Annotated in this window: 13 protein-coding genes and 1 tRNA gene; 9 read left to right on the forward strand and 5 right to left on the reverse strand. The window is 59.9% G+C overall.

All coding sequences use genetic code 11. From position 1 onward, the window contains the following. The first annotated feature begins 219 nt into the window (after nt 1-219). Nucleotides 220-2,244, forward strand: coding sequence for a prolyl oligopeptidase family serine peptidase (locus Q0974_RS14510; protein ID WP_299329115.1), 2,025 nt, complete (start codon nt 220-222; stop codon nt 2,242-2,244). Between the two features lie 50 nt (nt 2,245-2,294). On the opposite strand, the gene Q0974_RS14515 is transcribed toward Q0974_RS14510, so the two are convergent. Next, on the reverse strand, nt 2,295-3,188 hold the full coding sequence (locus Q0974_RS14515; protein WP_299329117.1) for a LysR family transcriptional regulator: 894 nt from the start codon (nt 3,186-3,188) through the stop codon (nt 2,295-2,297). 257 nt (nt 3,189-3,445) lie between these two features. On the opposite strand from Q0974_RS14515, the gene Q0974_RS14520 reads away from it, so the two are divergent. From Q0974_RS14520 to Q0974_RS14535, 4 genes are all read left to right on the forward strand, one after another. Next, on the forward strand, nt 3,446-6,427 hold the full coding sequence (locus Q0974_RS14520) for a TonB-dependent siderophore receptor (protein WP_299329119.1): 2,982 nt from the start codon (nt 3,446-3,448) through the stop codon (nt 6,425-6,427). A 22-nt stretch (nt 6,428-6,449) separates the two neighbouring features. Then, the gene (locus Q0974_RS14525; RefSeq protein ID WP_299329121.1) at nt 6,450-7,355 is read left to right on the forward strand and encodes a hypothetical protein; all 906 of its coding nucleotides are present in this window, start codon (nt 6,450-6,452) and stop codon (nt 7,353-7,355) included. Between the two features lie 137 nt (nt 7,356-7,492). Next, complete coding sequence (locus Q0974_RS14530) at nt 7,493-7,864, forward strand: LysR family transcriptional regulator (RefSeq protein ID WP_299329122.1); 372 nt, start codon at nt 7,493-7,495, stop codon at nt 7,862-7,864. Nucleotides 7,865-8,037: 173 nt separating this feature from the next. After that, nucleotides 8,038-9,186, forward strand: coding sequence for an alanine racemase (locus Q0974_RS14535; RefSeq protein ID WP_299329124.1), 1,149 nt, complete (start codon nt 8,038-8,040; stop codon nt 9,184-9,186). Nucleotides 9,187-9,635: 449 nt separating this feature from the next. Here Q0974_RS14535 and Q0974_RS14540 read toward each other — a convergent pair. After that, nucleotides 9,636-9,725: transfer RNA gene (locus Q0974_RS14540), tRNA-Ser, on the reverse strand. Between the two features lie 127 nt (nt 9,726-9,852). On the opposite strand from Q0974_RS14540, the gene hspQ reads away from it, so the two are divergent. Together hspQ and Q0974_RS14550 are read left to right on the forward strand one after the other, a co-directional pair. Continuing rightward, nucleotides 9,853-10,236, forward strand: a complete 384-nt coding sequence (gene hspQ / locus Q0974_RS14545) for a heat shock protein HspQ (protein WP_299329126.1) — start codon at nt 9,853-9,855, stop codon at nt 10,234-10,236. Between the two features lie 166 nt (nt 10,237-10,402). Beyond that, nucleotides 10,403-11,104, forward strand: coding sequence for an alpha/beta hydrolase (locus Q0974_RS14550; RefSeq protein ID WP_299329128.1), 702 nt, complete (start codon nt 10,403-10,405; stop codon nt 11,102-11,104). A gap of 2 nt (nt 11,105-11,106) precedes the next feature. Here Q0974_RS14550 and Q0974_RS14555 read toward each other — a convergent pair whose 3' ends face one another. The 3 genes from Q0974_RS14555 to Q0974_RS14565 all read right to left on the reverse strand — a co-directional run bounded on the left by Q0974_RS14555 (nt 11,107) and on the right by Q0974_RS14565 (nt 14,518). Continuing rightward, the gene (locus Q0974_RS14555; RefSeq protein WP_299329129.1) at nt 11,107-12,597 is read right to left on the reverse strand and encodes a wax ester/triacylglycerol synthase family O-acyltransferase; all 1,491 of its coding nucleotides are present in this window, start codon (nt 12,595-12,597) and stop codon (nt 11,107-11,109) included. A gap of 144 nt (nt 12,598-12,741) precedes the next feature. Continuing rightward, entirely contained in the window at nt 12,742-13,350 is a 609-nt protein-coding gene (locus tag Q0974_RS14560) for an N-acetyltransferase (RefSeq protein WP_299329131.1), read from the reverse strand. Continuing rightward, complete coding sequence (locus Q0974_RS14565; RefSeq protein WP_299329133.1) at nt 13,343-14,518, reverse strand: crosslink repair DNA glycosylase YcaQ family protein; 1,176 nt, start codon at nt 14,516-14,518, stop codon at nt 13,343-13,345. Before Q0974_RS14565 ends, Q0974_RS14560 begins: the two co-directional genes overlap by 8 nt. 170 nt (nt 14,519-14,688) lie before the next feature. Between Q0974_RS14565 and Q0974_RS14570 the strand changes: the two genes are divergently transcribed. Both Q0974_RS14570 and Q0974_RS14575 read left to right on the forward strand, forming a co-directional pair. Then, on the forward strand, nt 14,689-16,377 hold the full coding sequence (locus Q0974_RS14570; RefSeq protein WP_299329134.1) for an alpha/beta fold hydrolase: 1,689 nt from the start codon (nt 14,689-14,691) through the stop codon (nt 16,375-16,377). A gap of 191 nt (nt 16,378-16,568) precedes the next feature. Next, complete coding sequence (locus Q0974_RS14575; RefSeq protein WP_299329135.1) at nt 16,569-17,417, forward strand: alpha/beta fold hydrolase; 849 nt, start codon at nt 16,569-16,571, stop codon at nt 17,415-17,417. Nucleotides 17,418-17,692 lie beyond the last annotated feature (275 nt).

Here is a 17,692-nt window from a genome sequence, read left to right on the forward strand (position 1 = left end):
TTTGCGAAAACGGAATTTGAAATGACGACCAATCATGGTGTCTCACGGATCACCGGGTTGCAACTCGTCGACGAATAAGGGGGCAGACGCGTGAGCGTGGTCATTTCGATTCAATATCATTACTGGATCGCCATCGCAGCGATTGCAGGCGCCTCACAGATGGCACTGGCGGAGGCCCGGCCTTTGGATACAAGTGCAGTATTGTCCGAGCCTCGGCCGATGACAGCCGTCGACATGGTCGAGATCTCACGGCTGGGTACGCCGACGCTATCGAGTGATGGTCGCTGGCTAGCCTATGATGTCTCGCAGATCGATTGGGCGGACAATGAGATCGACGATACGATCGAGATTCGCGATCTCACCAGCGCCGCGCTGCTCGATCTCGCCGTGCTCGGTATCGCGGAGCTGCTTGAGGAATCCGTGCACTGGCGGCCCGGCCACCAAGCGTTTCTTGCGACTGGTGAACGGGAAGCGGCGGACAACGAAAATGGGGATGAGAACGGGAATGGCGACGAACATGATCAGGCCTATCTCGTCACGCCCGCTACCGGCGAGATCGTAAGGCTTACCGACCATCACGACGATGTCGACGACGTGAGTTGGCTGCCCGATGGCCAGTCTTTCCTCTTCACCAGCAACAGGCCTGACGATTCCGATGCGGACTGGCAAATCCGGCCGTATGATTTCACGAGACCCGATGCGATCTACCAATATCGGTTCGAAGACAATGCGGTCGCGACTCTGGTCGACGATGGATCCTTCATCGCCAACTATACCTTGTCGCGCGACGGCAATCATATCCTGTATCAGCGACGCGAAACGAGTGATCCGGACCGCAGCGACCTGAACGAATTGTGGCTTCTGGCGCTTGCTGGCGGGGAACCCGTCAGGCTCACCGTGAACAGCTATAATGAGAGCCGGGCCAAATTGTCGCCGGACAGTCAAAGCTTCGCCTTTATCGCCACGGTCAATGCCGCTGGCGAACCCTATTATGAGGATAATCTGTTCCTGCAGCAGGTCGGTAGCCTCGAACCGGAACTGCTGTTCGCAGATACACCGATCGAGGTGCTCGATTTTGCTTGGTCGGCGGACGGCGCCGCGCTCTGGGTGCTGGGCAATATCGGGCTACGAACGGAATTGTTCCGCTACGACCTGGCGCACCGAAGTCTCGATCGGGCAACCCAAGGCGATCATGTGATCGACGACTGGCACTATGATCCCATTCTCGACCGCCATGTCGCAACGGTCGCAACCGCGGGTAATCCGGGCGAGGTCTACGAGATCGATCCCGGGACCGGTTCGCTGCGCGCGCTGACCAGCCACTATGCCGACTGGCCCGAGCGTTTCCGACTGCCGCGCCAGGAAGCAGTGCGCTGGCGCAGCGACGACGGATATGAGATCGAGGGACTGCTCGTATATCCCATCGGTTACGAACCCGGACAGCGCTTCCCGCTAGTGACCATCACCCATGGCGGCCCACGTTCGTCGTCACAGTTCGGGAGCTGGAACGCATCGCGCTACGTGCCGGTACTTGCCGGGCAGGGCTATGGTGTTCTGCTGCCCAATCATCGCGGTGGAACCGGCTATGGCGACGCCTTCATGCGCGACATGGTCGGCAACTATTTTCGCAACGCGCATCTCGATGTGCTTTCCGGCATAGACGCGCTCGTCGAACGCGGCCTCGCCGATCCGGATCGGCTCGTGAAGATGGGCTGGAGCGCCGGCGGCCATATGACTAACCGGCTGATCACGATAACCGATCGTTTCGCGGCTGCGTCTTCCGGCGCGGGCGTGGCCGATTGGGTGTCGCTCTATGGCGAAAGCGACCGCCGCCGCAACCGAACGCCGTGGTTCGGCGGCAGCCCGTGGGAAGAAGGTGCGCCCCTCGATGCGTATCGCGCACAATCCCCCTTGGCAGGTGCCTGGAACGTACGTACGCCAACTCTCTTCTTCACCGGCGAGGATGACGAACGCGTCCCGCCGACACAAGGCATCTTGATGTATCGGGCCGTCCGTGCGGCAGGCACTCCGACTGAACTCTATATCGCCGATGGCGAGCCGCACAACTTTCGAGAGCCGCGCAACCGCCTGTTCAAGATCAACGCCGAGTTGCAATGGTATGCCCGTCATCTGGGTCTGCCCGAGTATCAGCCGGTGTTGCCGCTGGTGCCCGATCCGGAGCCAGACGAGGCGGAGGCCGATGAGGTCAAAGAAACCGTCGGAGAGCCAACGGAAGCACAGTGATCGTCGCTCATGGGCCGAAATCTCGGTCCTTAGCGACCGGCGACCGAGAATCACATCTCGGTCAACGCCTCCCAGATTTCGCCGACGAGCTGACTGCTGTTGCTCATCGACCGATACGCCCTGATCGAGAGCAAAGTCGAGGATTCCTCCGATACGAGGCGCAGCCCGAGTTCGGCCGGATCTACAGGCACAACCGTTTCCGGCAACCATGCAACGCCGAAACCCTTCTGTGCCGCCGCAAGCATGCTTTCGGCCAGAGAGGCCCGGTAGACGACGCGCAGGCGTTTCTTGAACGGCGCCTTGCGAAAGAGCTGTTCGAACACGCGGGACATAAAAGAGGTTCCGGCATATTCGATATGCGGGATTGCATCACCCGAGCTGTCGTTCAAATCGATCGGCTCCCGGTCCAAGCTTTGATAGGGCCGGATGTGGTGGCTAGCGATCTCGATGCTGGGATATTGCACCGGATCGATATCGAAGGATATTGACGGATGATCGTAGCAAATGAAGAAGTCGCACGTGCCAATGCTCAGCGCCGTCAGATACTCCTCTACAGTCCGCGTTTCGGCAATGATCGATGTGGAGAAGGGCCGAGTTTTCTGTTGCAGAGTATTGATCAGCTCAGGGATGAATCTGAGAGCCAGCGTGTGAAGGCAGGAGATCGTGATGCTGTCATCGCCCATGCGCGAATATTTGTTCGCAAATGCGCGCGCTTCGTAGGACTGATCGACGATTTCCCGGGCTGTCTTGATGAACTCCTCGCCGGCCGTAGTCAGCCTGATTGGATGTTCGGATCGGTCGAACAGGCTGGCCCCAATCCATAGCTCGAGAGACTGAATACGGCGACTCAAAGCGGATTGCGTGACGAGCCGGCTTTCCGCAGCCTGCGCAAAGTGTCCCTTCTCCGCAACACAAATAAAGTCTTCAAGCCACTTTAGTTCCAAAATTTCACATCCTAATCAATGTCTTGCATTTCCTGCATTGCAATATGCCGATTATGAATTTGCCGTGATTTTCGCTTCAAGCTTTTCTGCGCTGCAACAGGGAGGGCCCCTCGTGTGACGCTGATCGGGCGTTCCGGGGAAACCTAACTCAACGGCGGCGCAATACAACTGACATCATCGATACACTGTTTTTCAGGGGGTCCGACATGCAACATAACAAGAAATATTATTTGGCAGGTGCTTCTTTCAGCGCAATCTTGCTAGCGTCAACAGCCGCACATGCGCAAGTTGACGAAAGTACGGCCCAAACCCTGCCGACGCAGACTGCCGAGGCGGGTAGCCGTGGCGCGACGATCGTCGTCACCGGATCGCGGATCGAACGTACGGCCGAAGAGTCGGCCGTCCCGTTGCAGGTTTTCGGTACAGAGGATTTCGAAGATATCGGATCGACAGATCTGGCTGAAGCGATCCAGCAGCTTCCCGGTATCAGCGAAGGGGTGTCGGTTCAGGACAGCAACAGCGACATTCAAACGGCTGGCCTATCCACCATCAGCTTGCGGCGGCTCGGCGATGATCGCACTCTTGTTCTCATCAACGGCCGGCGCGCCGTATCGAACTCAGGCAATTCCGATCGCGTGAGCCTCAGCACGATTCCCGTCGGTTTCGTCCAGCGGACCGAAGTAACGACAGGTGGCGCATCAGCGATCTACGGCTCGGATGCGATTGCGGGCGTCGCAAACTTCGTGCTCAACGATTCTTTCGAAGGCTATGAGATCGATGCGCGCTACTCGACACCCGAAGCAAGCGGCGGTGAGGAATATCGGATCAACGGACGGATCGGCCTGAGATTTGCCGAAGACCGCGGCTATGTAATGGCAGCCGTCAGCTATCGCGACGAGAATGAGGTGCTCGCCGACGACAGCCGGCCGCTTTCGGTTCTCGCGGTGGAGTTCGACGATCCGGCCACCGGTTCGAACGATACGTTCGCCGACGAGATCAATACGCCCGGCTGCGATCCCGACAATGAAGATCGACACTGCCTGCTACCGTCGTTCAGCGGCACGACGCCGGGCGGCGTTTTCGAAGGGGGCGATGCCTGGTTCAAGGATGGTCAGTGGTTCAACGATCAGTCGCTGCAGCCCCCGGACCGGACTGGCAGTCAGGACTTCCTTGCCGATTTCGACGGCTTCAATATCCGGCCCGGACGCACGCTTCAGGGATCGCGGGAGATATTGAACATCGGCCTGCACGCGAGCTACGAATTCTCGCCGGCGGTCGAGTTTTCAGTGGTCGGCCTGTTCTCACGCGTCGATTCGGAAACGCGCAGCGGCGTTGAGACCCTCAATGACGATGATGCGTTCGGTCTCCTCGATGCGTTCGAGGTCGGCAATATTGCCAGCGATCATCCGTTCATTCCGCCCGAGGTCGAAGAAACCAGAAGCGGTTCGGTATCCTTCGATCGCCGTCTAATCGAACTGGGTGAGCAGGCACGGATCAACCGCCGCGATACGATCCGGATCATGGCCGATCTGGAAGGGTCGCTGACCGACAGCATCGACTGGACGGTTTTCGGCACCTATGGCCGGTTCGAACAGGATCAGTGGAATCCAAACGAAATCAACTTCCGAAACGCCCAATTCGCGCTGGATATCGAGGAAGACGGCGCCGGCGGCTTCCAGTGTGCCGATGCGGGCGCACGCGCCGATGGTTGTGTACCGCTCAATATTTTCGGCGAGGGCACCGTGTCCCAGGCGGCGGCCGACTATATCCGATATAACGGTTTCGCGACCCAATCGCGCACCCAATATACGGCTGGCGGCTTCATCCGCGGCGATCTGTTCCGGCTCGGCGATGGCGACGTCAAGTTCGCGGCCGGTATCGAATATCGGCGGGAAGAGCAATCGACCGAGGGCGACCCAGACGGCGATCCTATCGGCGGCCAGGATGGCGATCCGACGACCGATGACGCGTTCCTGACATCCCTGGCGACATTTCCGAGTCTCGAAGCCAGCTTTGATGTTGTTGAGGCCTTTGCAGAGATCGACATTCCGATCATCGCCAACGAGTTGTTCTTGCAAGGCGCTGTCAGGGTGTCCGAGTATAGCACGGTCGGAACCATTTTCAGCTACAATATCGGCGCGGTCTGGCAGGCCGCCGATGCACTCCGATTCCGAGCCCAATATTCCCGTTCGCAACGTGCGCCGAACATCACCGAGATATTCTCGCCACCGCGACCCGACAGCGACGATCTGAGGGACCCGTGCGACGGTCTCCTGCCGAACGGTTCGGGCTTGTCCGCGCCGGAAAGCGTGGGCGGCGAGGCAGTCAGTCTTGCGACAGTTGCAGCGAATTGTCTCTCTGAACCGGGCATTCAGGCTTTCTTCGCCGATCCTGATAATGCAGGTGAAGCTTTTGAATTCGACGGCAGCGTCCAGGGTCCCAATTCAGGCAATCCGAATGTTCAGGAAGAAACGGCCAATACATACACATTCGGTGCCGTGTTTACCCCGCCTTTCGCGCCGGGCCTGACGCTGATCGCCGATTACTACCGGATCGAGATCAGCGACGCGATCACATCGATCAGCACGCAGAACAATGTCGACCTCTGCTATGCGGCGGACGATTTTCCGAACAACAGATTCTGCGACGTCATATCGCGCAACCCGTTCAACGGCGAAGTTGTGGAAGTCATCAATTTCCAGGAAAATCTGGAACAGGAACTCGTAGAAGGTATCGATTTCGCGCTGAACTGGGAGGATATTGAATTCTCGATCATTCCAGGCGAATTCGACATCAATTTCCGCTATTCGCGCTATTTCAAACAGCAGACGACCTTTATCGGGCTGGGCGGTCAGCCTATCGTGAACAGCCCGCTCGGCGAGATCGAAGACGGGCGCGATGAGTGGCGGCTACGCCTCGGATATCGGAACGGCGGCTTCCGGCTCGCCTATATCATTACTTATGAAGCTGGCGGCATCGACGATCTCGTGAACGACCCCTTCCCGTCGAACGACCGGTTCTTCCGGGTCGACGGGCAGGATTTCCACCGCATCTCGGCGCGGTACAGCTTCGGACCCGACAATAACTACCGGATTTCGGCAGGCGTGAATAACATCTTCAACAATTATGGGCCGCTATATCCGAGCGGCACGGACGACGGAAATTCACGCAATATCGTATCCGACCTGAACGATTCGATCGGCCGCGAGTTCTGGGTCGGTTTCCGGGCGCGGTTCTAGGCTGAGGTATACACCGATGATCATGGCGACCATAACTGCCGTCCAGCGGGTTTTTGCCGGATTTGCCCTATATGCGGCGCTGCTGGCCATGCCGGCCTATGGCCAGATGGCCGCGCCGCTGCCGACATCTGTCGAGATCGCGGTCGGCGAAGGCGGATTCACCTTCGATGACTGGGCCGGGCAGGCCATTCCGGTCTGGACCTTCCGCTCTAGCCGTGCGGGCGCGGATGCGCCGGTCGTCTTCGTCATGCACGGCGCGGGCCGCGGCCCGCAACGCTATCTGAGCGCCTGGACGGAGACTGCCGAGCGCGAGGGTTATGTCATGATCGCTCCCGAATTTTCCCGCGACGCCTTTCCCGGATCGCGGTCCTATAATCTCGGCAACCGGGAAGATGCCGACGGCTTGCCCGTTCCCGAAGAGCGCTGGAGCTTCTCAGTCATAGAACCACTGTTCGATACGATCGTCTCATCGTTGGGCGGTCAGCAGTCAGGCTACTATCTCTACGGTCACTCAGCCGGCTCGCAGTTCGTCCACCGCTTCCTGGCTTTCAAGCCGGACGCCCGCGTCATTCGCACCCTCGCCGCCAATGCCGGCTGGTATACGATGCCCGATTTCAGTGAGGCCTTTCCCTATGGCCTGAGCGGGTCCGGCGTCACCGAAGAGGCGTTGCACAGCATGTTGAGCCGGGACGTTGTCGTCCTGCTCGGCGATCTCGATATCGATACGGACCATGACCAGCTCCGGCGGACGCCGGAGGCCATGCGCCAAGGCTCTCACCGCTTTTCCCGGGGCGTGTCCTTTGTCGAACAGGCGCGCCGCGCCGCGGCGGAACGGGGCATCCCCTTCAACTGGCGCACTCATGTCGTGATCGGTGCCGCGCACAGCAACGACCTGATGTCCGGCGCGGCCGCTGAATTTATCGATTAAACGGCCGACGACCTCTACCGGTCCCGGCAGTCGTCCCGGCGCCTGAAAAGCATGAAGAGGATCGAAATGCGCCTTCAAATTCCAAATCGGCAAAACAGGATGCGAAGACCGCCAGACGTTGAAGGAAAGGCGGTTTTTTGGAACTGAAATGGCTGGAGGACTTTATCTGCGCGGCGGAAAAGGGGCATTTCGCACGCGCGGCCGATCACCGTTTCGTTACGCCATCGGCGCTGAGTCGCCGCATCCAGTCGCTGGAACTGTGGATCGGCGCGCCGCTCTTCGACCGGGCCGTTCACCCGATCACGCTGACGGCGGCCGGCGAAGACCTCATGGAAACCGTGGTCGCGGGCGATCCTTCCGATCAGCGCTTGATATTGGTATCAGATGATTTTTCCACGCACCTGGCGGCCCGAATCTACCGATCTGCAGACAATAGCAGTTCGTTGGTGTCCAATATTTGGCAAGACCTCGAGACCAGTTATCCACCGACTGCCCTTTCTGATTTGTGATGGTTTCCAATATTGTCATGCAAAGCTTAGCGATGTCGACAGCAGCGGTGCGGTGATTACGCTCATCCATCCGGACGCGTCGTGTCTTCGATGAACGATCGCGGCATGTACCCCAGCATCGCCGCCGAGGGCCCGGTTTCGCGTACCGCTATCTATGCCGGCGAGGAACTCTGATGAACGTGAACGCGATCGGCGATATCGAAACACCGGCCCTGATCCTCGACCACGCCAAGCTCGCCGCCAATATCGTCCGCATGGCTGCTCGTGCGGACGAGCTCGGCGTGGCGCTTCGTCCCCATCTTAAGACTCCGAAATCCGCGCCTGTGGCGCAGATGTTGGCAGATGCCGGAGCCAACGGTTTTTGCGTGTCGACGTTGCGCGAGGCCGAATATTTCTTCGCGGCTGATCATCACGATCTCTTCTATTGCGTTCCCTTTGCTCCGGCGAAGATGCCGCGCGCATCGGCTCTGATCGCAAAAGGATGTGCGCTGACATTGATGACCGATAGCCTCGAGGGCGCGAAAGCCTGTATCGCCGCCGCAGAAGCTTGCAACAACGACAAGCCTGTGCCCTTTGCGCTCGAAGTCGATGTTGACGGTTATCGGTCAGGTGCCGACATGGCGGGCCTCGAACTCATCGAGGCGGCGCGTGCCTTCGACCGGTCCACCGCTACATCTTTCGCCGGTATAATGTCGTATGGCGGTGCATCTTATGGCTGCACCCCGGCAGGCGCCGCAGCGCTCGCCGAACGGCATGTCGAAGCGCTAGCGTCGGTCGAGACTCGGCTTGCCGAGGCGGATCTCGTTTGCCCGATGGTCAGTTTTGGGTCGACGCCCGCCATTCTTCATGCCCGGCAGCTCCCCGGCGTGACCGAGACGCGATGCGGCATCTTTATGTTTCAGGATCTGTTTCAGGCTGGAATCGGTGCGGCAAGAATCGATGATATTGCGTTGTCGGTGCTCTCCACGGTGATTGCCTGCCAGCCAAGCCACAATCGCCTGGTCATCGATGCTGGCGGGCTCGCTCTGTCAAAGGACCGCAGTACGGCCGGTCATGCCTTCGATGCAGGTTACGGCGTGGCGTGCGATGTGGGATCCGGTCGGCCGATCGGTGATCTCATTGTATCTGAAGTGAGCCAGGAGCTTGGCCTGGTAACCAGCAAGTCGGGCGCCGTCGTCGACATGGATCATTTTCGTGTCGGCACACAGCTTCGCATATTGCCTAACCATGCAGATATGACGGCAGCGGCCCATGATCGCTACCATGTGATCGGGCGCGACTCATCCGCGATCATTGTTTGGAGACGCACAAATGGTTGGTGAGCGCGGCTGACGGGCGCCATCGTCAATCGCGGCGCTTCTCGCGCCAACTTCACCAGGCCTGCCTGCATCCTCGGGATGGATTTCGCTAGTGTGATCGAAGATGTCGGCGAAGGCGTTTAAGGCTACGCGCAACGCCCGAGCATCTCTCGCATGGATGCCAGTTCCGATGCAGCGCGCGAAGTATCTGCGAGCGGCCCGGTGGCGGACCATTTTTGCATGCGCGAAGCGTCTCGGGTTGCTGTTCTACGACAGCAGTACCTTGCGGATCGCGAGTGGACCGATACTCTTCCGGGGCGATTTCTAGCCTGACTATCTCTCCGCTAAGTTAACCGACCCCTGATCGCATTATTATCACAGATAGCCGCTCTTGCGCCGTTTGACGTCGTCTTGCCTGACAAGGCGCAATACTGGCACCACGGTTACGCTGCGATGCGGAAACGATAGGTCTCTGGCGGAGAGGGTGGGATTCGAACCCACGGTACCCCGAAAGGCACAACGGTTTTCGAGACCGCCCCGTTCGACCACTCCGGCACCTCTCCGCATGAATCTGGTGCACCGGCGCCATGCGCCGGGCGGGCCGTTCGAGCGGCGCGCTCTAGCTTACCTCACAGCGCTTGCCAAGACGGTGCTTGCCACGAGAGTCGGGCGGACCTACATTATTTGGTAATGGATCCCGATATCCCCTCCCCGCGTGAACGCAGCGAATTGGCCAAAGATGCACCTCCCGTCGCCCATGCATCTTTCACGATCGGCGATATCGTGAAGCATCGCATGTTCGATTTCCGCGGCGTCATCTTCGATATCGATCCGGTCTTCGCGAACAGCGAGGATTGGTATCAGGCTATCCCGGAGGATATCCGCCCCCGCAAGGATCAGCCCTTTTATCATCTGCTCGCCGAAAATGCCGAGAGCAGCTATGTCGCCTATGTCAGCCAGCAGAACCTACTGCATGACGAAAGCGACGAACCCGTCGATCATCCCGCGATATCGGGCATATTCGACGGCATCGAACAAGGCCGCTACACGCTACGGCCCGAACACAGGCACTAAATCCTGCCGACATGTGGAAGCGACAGGACATAATAAGATACCACATGAGCGGGAGGGGAATTTAGTTTTGGCAACAGCAGCAAGAGTATCGGCGGAACCGCCACATATGGTTCCGAAGCCTTCGCGTCTTTGGACATATTCGGAGATTCATCGGGCGGTGTTCGAGATGGCGACTTTGCCGCTCTCATCGCCCTTGCTCTATTCCGCGCCACGCGGCGACGGGCATCCGGTGATGGTCTTGCCCGGTTTCATGACGAGCGACCGGTCGACCCGGATATTGCGCCGCTATCTGACGCGGCTTGGCTATGACACCTATCGCTGGGATCTCGGCCGCAATCTCGGCCCGCGCGCGGTCGGCGTCGATGGCGAGCATCTGATCGACAAGCTCGACCAGATATATGCGGCCACGGGCCAGAAGGTCAGCCTTGTCGGCTGGAGCCTTGGCGGATCGATGTCCGCACAGCTCGGCCAGCGGGCCCCCGACAAGGTCCGCCAGGTCATCACGCTGGGTTCGCCGCTGCGCGGGCGCGCACAATCGACGACCGTCTGGCGCGTCTACGAAGCCGCAACGGGCGAGCGGGTCAGCAGCGACAAAGTCCGCGAACAGATGGCGGAAATATCGGCGGCACCGAAAGTGCCGACCACGGCCGTCTATTCAAAGGCGGACGGGGTCGTGCCGTGGCAGAACTGCCGGGTGACCGAGAGCGATCATTCGGAAAATCTGCGCGTCTATGGCAGCCATTGCGGCCTCGGCGTCAACGGCACGGTGCTCTATCTGATCGCCAACCGGCTGGCGCAGCCGGCCGACGAGTGGGAGCCGTTCGAGGCCAAGGGCATCGAACATGCGATTTTCCCTTCGACGCACTAGGGTCAGGCCTTAGCTTTAGCCTTTTTCTTGGCCGGCTTTTTCGCGGGCGCTTTCTTGCGCGCGGGCTTGCCTTTGCGCTTGGCCATCGCCGCCTTCAATTCGTCGAAGGATTCGCGCAGCGCCGCCGCATAATTTTCCGGATCGCTGACCGCATCGCGATCGGCGGTGAAGGACAATGTCAGCGTGCCGCCCGAACTGTAGACGATGTTGATGAGACCCATACCGTCGAAAATCGGGCCGACGCCGAATTGCTCGACGAGCCGGGCGCCAGCAAAATAGATGTCCATCGGCGGGCCGGGCACATTGGTGACGACACAGTTGTATGCCGGGGCATGCGCGTTCGCGAGACCGGCCCGGGCGTATAGACGCGCGCCGAGACCCATCAGCGCGCCCGGCGTCATCCCGCTCATGCGGGAGAGGTTGCGCGCACCGATCGCGCTGGTCAGCTCTTTCGAATTCTGCGCGCGTCCATGCACATATTCGAGCCGCTCGACCGGGTCTTCGATATGCGTGCCGAGGCCGACGATCATCGCCGACACCTGGTTGCCGAGATCCTTTTTCTCGTCCTCGGACCGGACCGAGATCGGCGCCATCGCCGTCATATCGTCCTTCGGCAAATCGTTCTTCGACAGCAGATATTTGCGCAGCCCCCCCCCGAATACGGACAGAACGACATCATTCACGGTCGCGCCATCCATCTCCGCCTTCACCGCTTTGATCTCATCCAGATCGAAGCGCACGCCATCGAACACGCGGTGCGAGGATACGGTCTGGTTGAACAGCGTGTTGGGCGCGGTGCCCGTCGCCGGCAGCTTGAGGTCCCGCGTCAAGAGGCCCGCGCTCGCCTTGGCGAGACCAGGAATACTGCGCGCCATGATATCGGCCATCTTGAACGGCTGGCGTACCGCATTGATCTGCGCGCGGATCAGCAGTTCGGCATCGGCTGGCTTACTGTCGGGCCGCCAGTTCATGTCGAATTCGCGCTCTGGCACGTCAGGCGTAACGTCATGCACCGCAGTTGTGATCTCGACGCCCGACATGCCGTCGATCGCAGCGTGATGGACCTTGGAGAGGATCGCGATACAGCCTTTGGGCAGCCCTTCGATATTGTCGAGGCCTTCAATGACCGTGAACTCCCAAAGCGGCTTGTTCAGATCGAGGGGGCGCGAATGCAGGCGGGCGGCCAGAATGCAGAGCTGCCGCCAGTCGCCGGGCTCAGGCAAGGCGATATGGCGGACATGATATTCGAGATCGAAATCGGGGTCCTCGATCCAATAGGGATGATCGAGATCGAAGGGCACGCGCACGAGACGGCGGCGGAAGGCCCAGGCCCCGTCCAGACGGCTTTCGATAAAGCTCAACACTTCCTTGAACCGCAGCTTGCCATTGGGCGATGTCGACGGATCGTATATCGCGAGCGACCCAATATGCATCGGTGTCGACGGCGTTTCCATGTAAACGAAGGCCGCGTCCATCGGGCTCAATTGCTGCATGACTATCTCCTCTGTACGCCCGGTTCGTCCGGATCGCTGTATCTGTTTGCGGTGACGTTACGGCAATTTGGGTATTTTTGATACCGCCGCAACTTTTATGGGTCGTTCCTATCCCGAAACGATACAGGCGGCGAATGGTTCCGGTTAGCGCGGCTCGCGCCACATCGCTTCGAGCGGCGGTGCGCCGGGTGCAGGTTCGAAATGCTCCATATGGGCAAAGCCATGGCCCGCATAGAAGCTATGATTGCGGGGATTGGAGTTTTCGAGATAGGCCGGCAGCCCCGCGCGGTCGCAGGCTTCGAGCATCGGTGCAAGCAGCCGATGGCCGAGTCCGGTCCCTTGCGCCTGTGACCGAACACCGATTGTGTACAGATAGGCATGCGGCGCGTCCGGCCGTTTGCGCGTCATTTCCGCCTCGGCGGCCATCCCGCGGCGCACAGCGGCGATGCCCGCCGTCCGCGCCATGTGCCAGCCGATATCGAGCGTGCCGAACACGGAAATGCTCTTGTTTGCATCGGGCAGCAGCCACATCGTCGCCCCGCTTTCGCCGGCGAGATGGCAGATACCGCGCTGCAGATAGAGATGGCGCGCCTGGCGGCCGAACGTGCCCGGCATTGCGCGCTTGCCGCCGAAAATCCAGCGCGACACGGGATCGTCCTGAAAGGCGTCTCCGATAATCGCGCCGAGCATGCGCCAGTCTTCGCGTTTCGCCTGACGCAGCTCTTCCGGCAGCCGGACCAACAGTTCAGCCATTGCGCGCACCCTCTTCCCAAATCACCGTACGGCATCCGACGAAGCGGCCGAGCCGGTCAAGTTCGGCGTCCAGCTTATCCCATCGTGCCTGGCCCCATTTTACACACGGTTCGGGCCAGACGTTAGAGACGGTCAGCACGCCTGCCTTGCGATCGGCCTTGGCTTCGATCCGGCCGACAAAACGGTCCCTTTCGAGGATCGGCATGACATAATAGCCCCATTTGCGCTGGGCGGCGGGGACGAAAATCTCGATCCGGAAATCGAAGCCGAACAGGCGCGCCAGCCGCTTGCGGTCGCGCACCGCCGGATCGAAGGGATTGAGGATACGCAGACGCGATGTCGGCGCGGGCAGGTTCGCCAGCCGTTCTTCGATATCGGGCGGGGCCCATGCCTTAAGCGTGGTGCGATCGGCGCAGGCGACTTCGACCTCCACAAGATCGCGGCCCCGCGCCATACGCCATGTCTTGACCTCGCCGAGCGCCGCCGCAGCCCAGAAGCGCATGACATCGCCTTCGCTGCCGAAGCCCAGCCGGTCGAGCGCGGATCGGCACAGCCAGTCGATCTGCGCTGCATCTTCTATCTCCGTCTCGCGCAGATGGTCGGGGATCACGCGTTCGCTGATATCGTAATATTTGGTGAAATTCTCGCGATGCGAGGTCGCCAGTTCGCCCGCATACCACATATGGTCGAGCGCCATTTTGTGCGGCGGGCGCGCCCACATCTCGCTGGATGGTGCCTTGGTGTCGAAGGCGTGGGTCGAGAGCGGCCCCTCTTCCGCGATCCGCGCCCGGATCGCGGCGCGGCCGTCGGCATCCAGCATGGCCCGGCTCTGCTCCCAGCGCGCGGTCTTCTCGCCGAGCCGCCGGAACTGGCGCTGCCAATAGGGGAAATGCTCGATGGGCAGCACGGAGGCGTCGTGGGTAAAATGCTCGAAGATCGCGCGATCCTCGGCGAGCAGACGGTCCAGCATCGGTTCGCGGTAATTCTGGTTGCGCGACCAGAGGATATGATGATGCGCGCGGGCGACGGCCTGGATCGTGTCGAGCTGAACGAAGCCGAGATCGCGGATGATCGCCATCACATCGAGCGAACCGGTCGGCGTCGCCGAAAGCCCTTGGGCATCGAGCCAGAGCCGGCGGGCGTCGCGGTTGGAGATTTGCAAGGCCATACGGACTATCTGCACGAAAGAGAACAAAAGGGGAAGATAGACAGGTGCGAATCTGTTCACACCGGCAGATCGCCGCGCGTTGCCAAGGTTCCCAAATCGGAACAGGCAAAATGATTGACATTCCCGCCCATCACGCGCCACGCTGAGAAGAAAAAGCCGGAGGGAAGTGAATGGCGCAGGACGGACCGACGCTCGAGGGCGAACCGGAAGTAACAATGGCATTGGGGCCGCTGGTCGGCCTGGCGCGCGAGGATTTTGTCGGCGCCATCGCGATGCTGCTCCGCGAAACCGCAAGCGATCCGGGACGCGCCTTCAAACACGCCCAGAGCTTTTCCGAAGATGTCGTGCAGATCATGACCGGCAAGTCCGAACTCGCGCCCAACCCCAAGGACCGGCGCTTCATGGACCCGGCCTTCAGCTTCAACCCTTTCTACAAGGCCGGGATGCAGTATTTCCTCGCCGTCGAAAAAGGCACGAAGCGCTGGATCGAGGACCTCGAACTCGATGCGCTCGAACGCGACCGGGCGAGCTTTATTTCCCAGATCATCATCGACGCGCTGGCGCCGACCAACAGCTTCGCCCTCAATCCGATGGCGCAGAAACGGGCGATCGACAGCGGCGGCCTCTCGCTCGTGAAGGGCCTGAGAAACGCCTATGACGACATGGTCAATAACGACTTCATGGTCAGCCAGGTCGATAAGAAGCCCTTCGAACTGGGCGAGAATATCGCAACCTCGCCCGGCGCGGTCGTCTATCGCGACGAGATGTTCGAGCTGATCCAGTATCAGCCAAGCACCGAAGAAGTATATGAGATTCCGCAGCTGACTATCCCGCCCCAGATCAACAAAATGTATATCAACGACCTCTCGCCCGAAAAGAGCGTGGTGAAATTCCAGGTCGATAACGGCATCCAGACTTTCGTCATCAGCTGGCGCAATCCCAGCGAGAATATGGGCGTGTGGGGCATGGACGAATATGTCGATGCCTGTGTCCGCGCGCTCGATGCCGTGCAGGAGATTACCGGATCGGACACGGTCAACGTGTCGGGCGGCTGTTCGGGCGGGCAGACCATGTCGGTGCTGCTTTCCAAGCTCGCCGCGGAAAAGGACGACCGGATCGGCGCGGCGACGATGATGGTCTGCGTGCTCGAGCCCAAGCCCGGCGATACCGAGGCCAGCTCGCTGATCTCGGAAAACGGGATCGCGCTCGCCAAACAGCGTGCCAAGCGCCAGGGCGTGATCGAAGCGAGTTCGCTGGCGCGCGGCTTTGCCTGGCTGCGGCCGAACGACCTCATCTGGAACTATGTCATCAACAATTATCTGATGGGCGAGGACCCGCCGGCGTTCGACGTATTGTTCTGGAATGCCGATGCAACGAACCTGTCGGCGACGCTGATGGGCGACTTCCTCGATCTGTTCGAGGCCAATGCCTATGCCGAACCGGGCACCTTCGACATTGCCGGCCACTCACTCGATCTGACGAATGTCAAAAGCGACATGTTCATCCTCGGCGGCGTGACCGACCATATCACGCCATGGCGCGCCTGTTATCGCTCGACGCAATTGTTCGGATCGAAAAATGTAGAGTTCGTGCTGTCGCAATCGGGCCATATGCAGGCGATCCTCAACCCGCCCGGCAACCCGAAGGCCAAATATTTCAAATCGAAGAAGAAAACCAAGCCGCCCGCATCCGTCGAAAAGTGGATGGAAGACACCGAGGAAGTGCAGAACAGCTGGTGGCCCTATTGGATGGAGTGGCTCCAGAGCCGGTCCGGCGAGGAAAAGCCGGCACCGGCCAAACTCGGCAGCAAGGCGAACAAGCCCAGCGACCCCGCGCCAGGGACATATGTGCTGGAATGATCAAACCCTCTCCCCTTGTGGGAGAGGGATGCGCGGTCTTAGCGAGGAACGAGCTTAGACCAAGCTGGGTGAGGGGTAGCCCGTTTTCCGATAGGCCTTAACCCCTCATCCAACTCCGCCTAGCGAGACACGCTCGCAAGGCTCCATATCCTTCTCCCACAAGGGGAGAAGAAATACGTAGAAAGTCATTCATGTCCCAATCGCCCCATATGGAAGCCCCGGTCTACACCCTTGAAACAGTAGCCGGACGTCAGTTGCAGGTCGCCTATTGGCGCTATTCGGGGCCGCCCAACGGCAAGCCGCCTTTGCTGTTCTTCAACGGGATCGGTGCCAATACCGAAGTCGCTTCGCCGCTGCCGACGATGCTCGACGATCGCGATTTCATTACCTTCGACATGCCCGGGGTTGGAGAATCCCCGGACCCGGCGATCCCTTATAACCCGTTCATCATGTCCTGGATCACCAGTGAGTTGCTCGATCGTTACGAGATGCCGATCGTCGATGTGATGGGCGTGAGCTGGGGCGGCGGCATGGCCCAGCATTTCGCGCTTCAGCATGGCAACCGCACGAACCGGCTGATCCTTGTCGCAACGACCGCCGGCATGGTGATGGTGCCTGGCAAATTCTCCGCGCTGTCGAAAATGGTCGATCCGCGCCGCTATATCGATCCCAAGTTCATGGAGACGCATTTCGAGACGCTGTACGGCGGCTCGACCGAGGGGTCGGACGGCCATATCCACCGGATCAAACCGCCGTCAAAGATCGGTTATTTCTACCAGCTTTTCGCGATGCTGGGCTGGACGAGCGCGCCCGCCCTGCCTTTCCTGCGCAAACCGACGCTGATCCTCACGGGCGATCGCGATCCGATCGTCCAGCCGATCAACGGGCAGATCCTCAATATGCTGATCCCGGGCAGCGAGCTTGTCGTTATCGAAGATGGCGGGCATCTGTTCATGCTGAGCCACGCGCAGGAATTTATCGATCTCGTCCGCGAATTTCTCGACCGCGATCAGATTGAGGAAAGTGCCGAAGCGGCGTGAGCAGAAATTCCTCTCCCCTTGCGGGAGAGGATACGGAGCTTTGGCGACGCAGGAGCCTAAGCATAGTTGGAGAGGGGGTAAGCGGAACGTCGTTCCGCGCACTCGCCATGCGAGTGCTTACCCCTCTCCCAGCTTCGTCTAAACTCCTTCGTCGTTAAGACTGCACATCCCTCTCCCGCAAGGGGAGAGGGCGGGTATATCGGTTGACATAAGCGCCAGCATCCCATATTTGGCGCGCTTTCCCGCGCGGGGGCTTGGCCGTGGCCTTTTTCCTG

Origin of the sequence: Parasphingopyxis sp. (genome assembly GCF_028279465.1) — a bacterium.
Taxonomy (GTDB): domain Bacteria; phylum Pseudomonadota; class Alphaproteobacteria; order Sphingomonadales; family Sphingomonadaceae; genus Parasphingopyxis.

Excerpts from the sequence above, each read along its gene's own strand:
- Q0974_RS14510 (WP_299329115.1), top strand. The coding sequence starts at position 220 with ATGACAGCCGTCGACATGGTCGAGATCTCACGGCTGGGTACGCCGACG.
- Q0974_RS14525 (WP_299329121.1), top strand. The coding sequence starts at position 6,450 with ATGGCGACCATAACTGCCGTCCAGCGGGTTTTTGCCGGATTTGCCCTA.
- Q0974_RS14535 (WP_299329124.1), top strand. The coding sequence starts at position 8,038 with ATGAACGTGAACGCGATCGGCGATATCGAAACACCGGCCCTGATCCTC.
- hspQ (WP_299329126.1), top strand. The coding sequence starts at position 9,853 with ATGGATCCCGATATCCCCTCCCCGCGTGAACGCAGCGAATTGGCCAAA.
- Q0974_RS14550 (WP_299329128.1), top strand. The coding sequence starts at position 10,403 with ATGGCGACTTTGCCGCTCTCATCGCCCTTGCTCTATTCCGCGCCACGC.
- Q0974_RS14555 (WP_299329129.1), bottom strand. The coding sequence starts at position 12,597 with ATGCAGCAATTGAGCCCGATGGACGCGGCCTTCGTTTACATGGAAACG.
- Q0974_RS14560 (WP_299329131.1), bottom strand. The coding sequence starts at position 13,350 with ATGGCTGAACTGTTGGTCCGGCTGCCGGAAGAGCTGCGTCAGGCGAAA.
- Q0974_RS14565 (WP_299329133.1), bottom strand. The coding sequence starts at position 14,518 with ATGGCCTTGCAAATCTCCAACCGCGACGCCCGCCGGCTCTGGCTCGAT.
- Q0974_RS14570 (WP_299329134.1), top strand. The coding sequence starts at position 14,689 with ATGGCGCAGGACGGACCGACGCTCGAGGGCGAACCGGAAGTAACAATG.
- Q0974_RS14575 (WP_299329135.1), top strand. The coding sequence starts at position 16,569 with ATGTCCCAATCGCCCCATATGGAAGCCCCGGTCTACACCCTTGAAACA.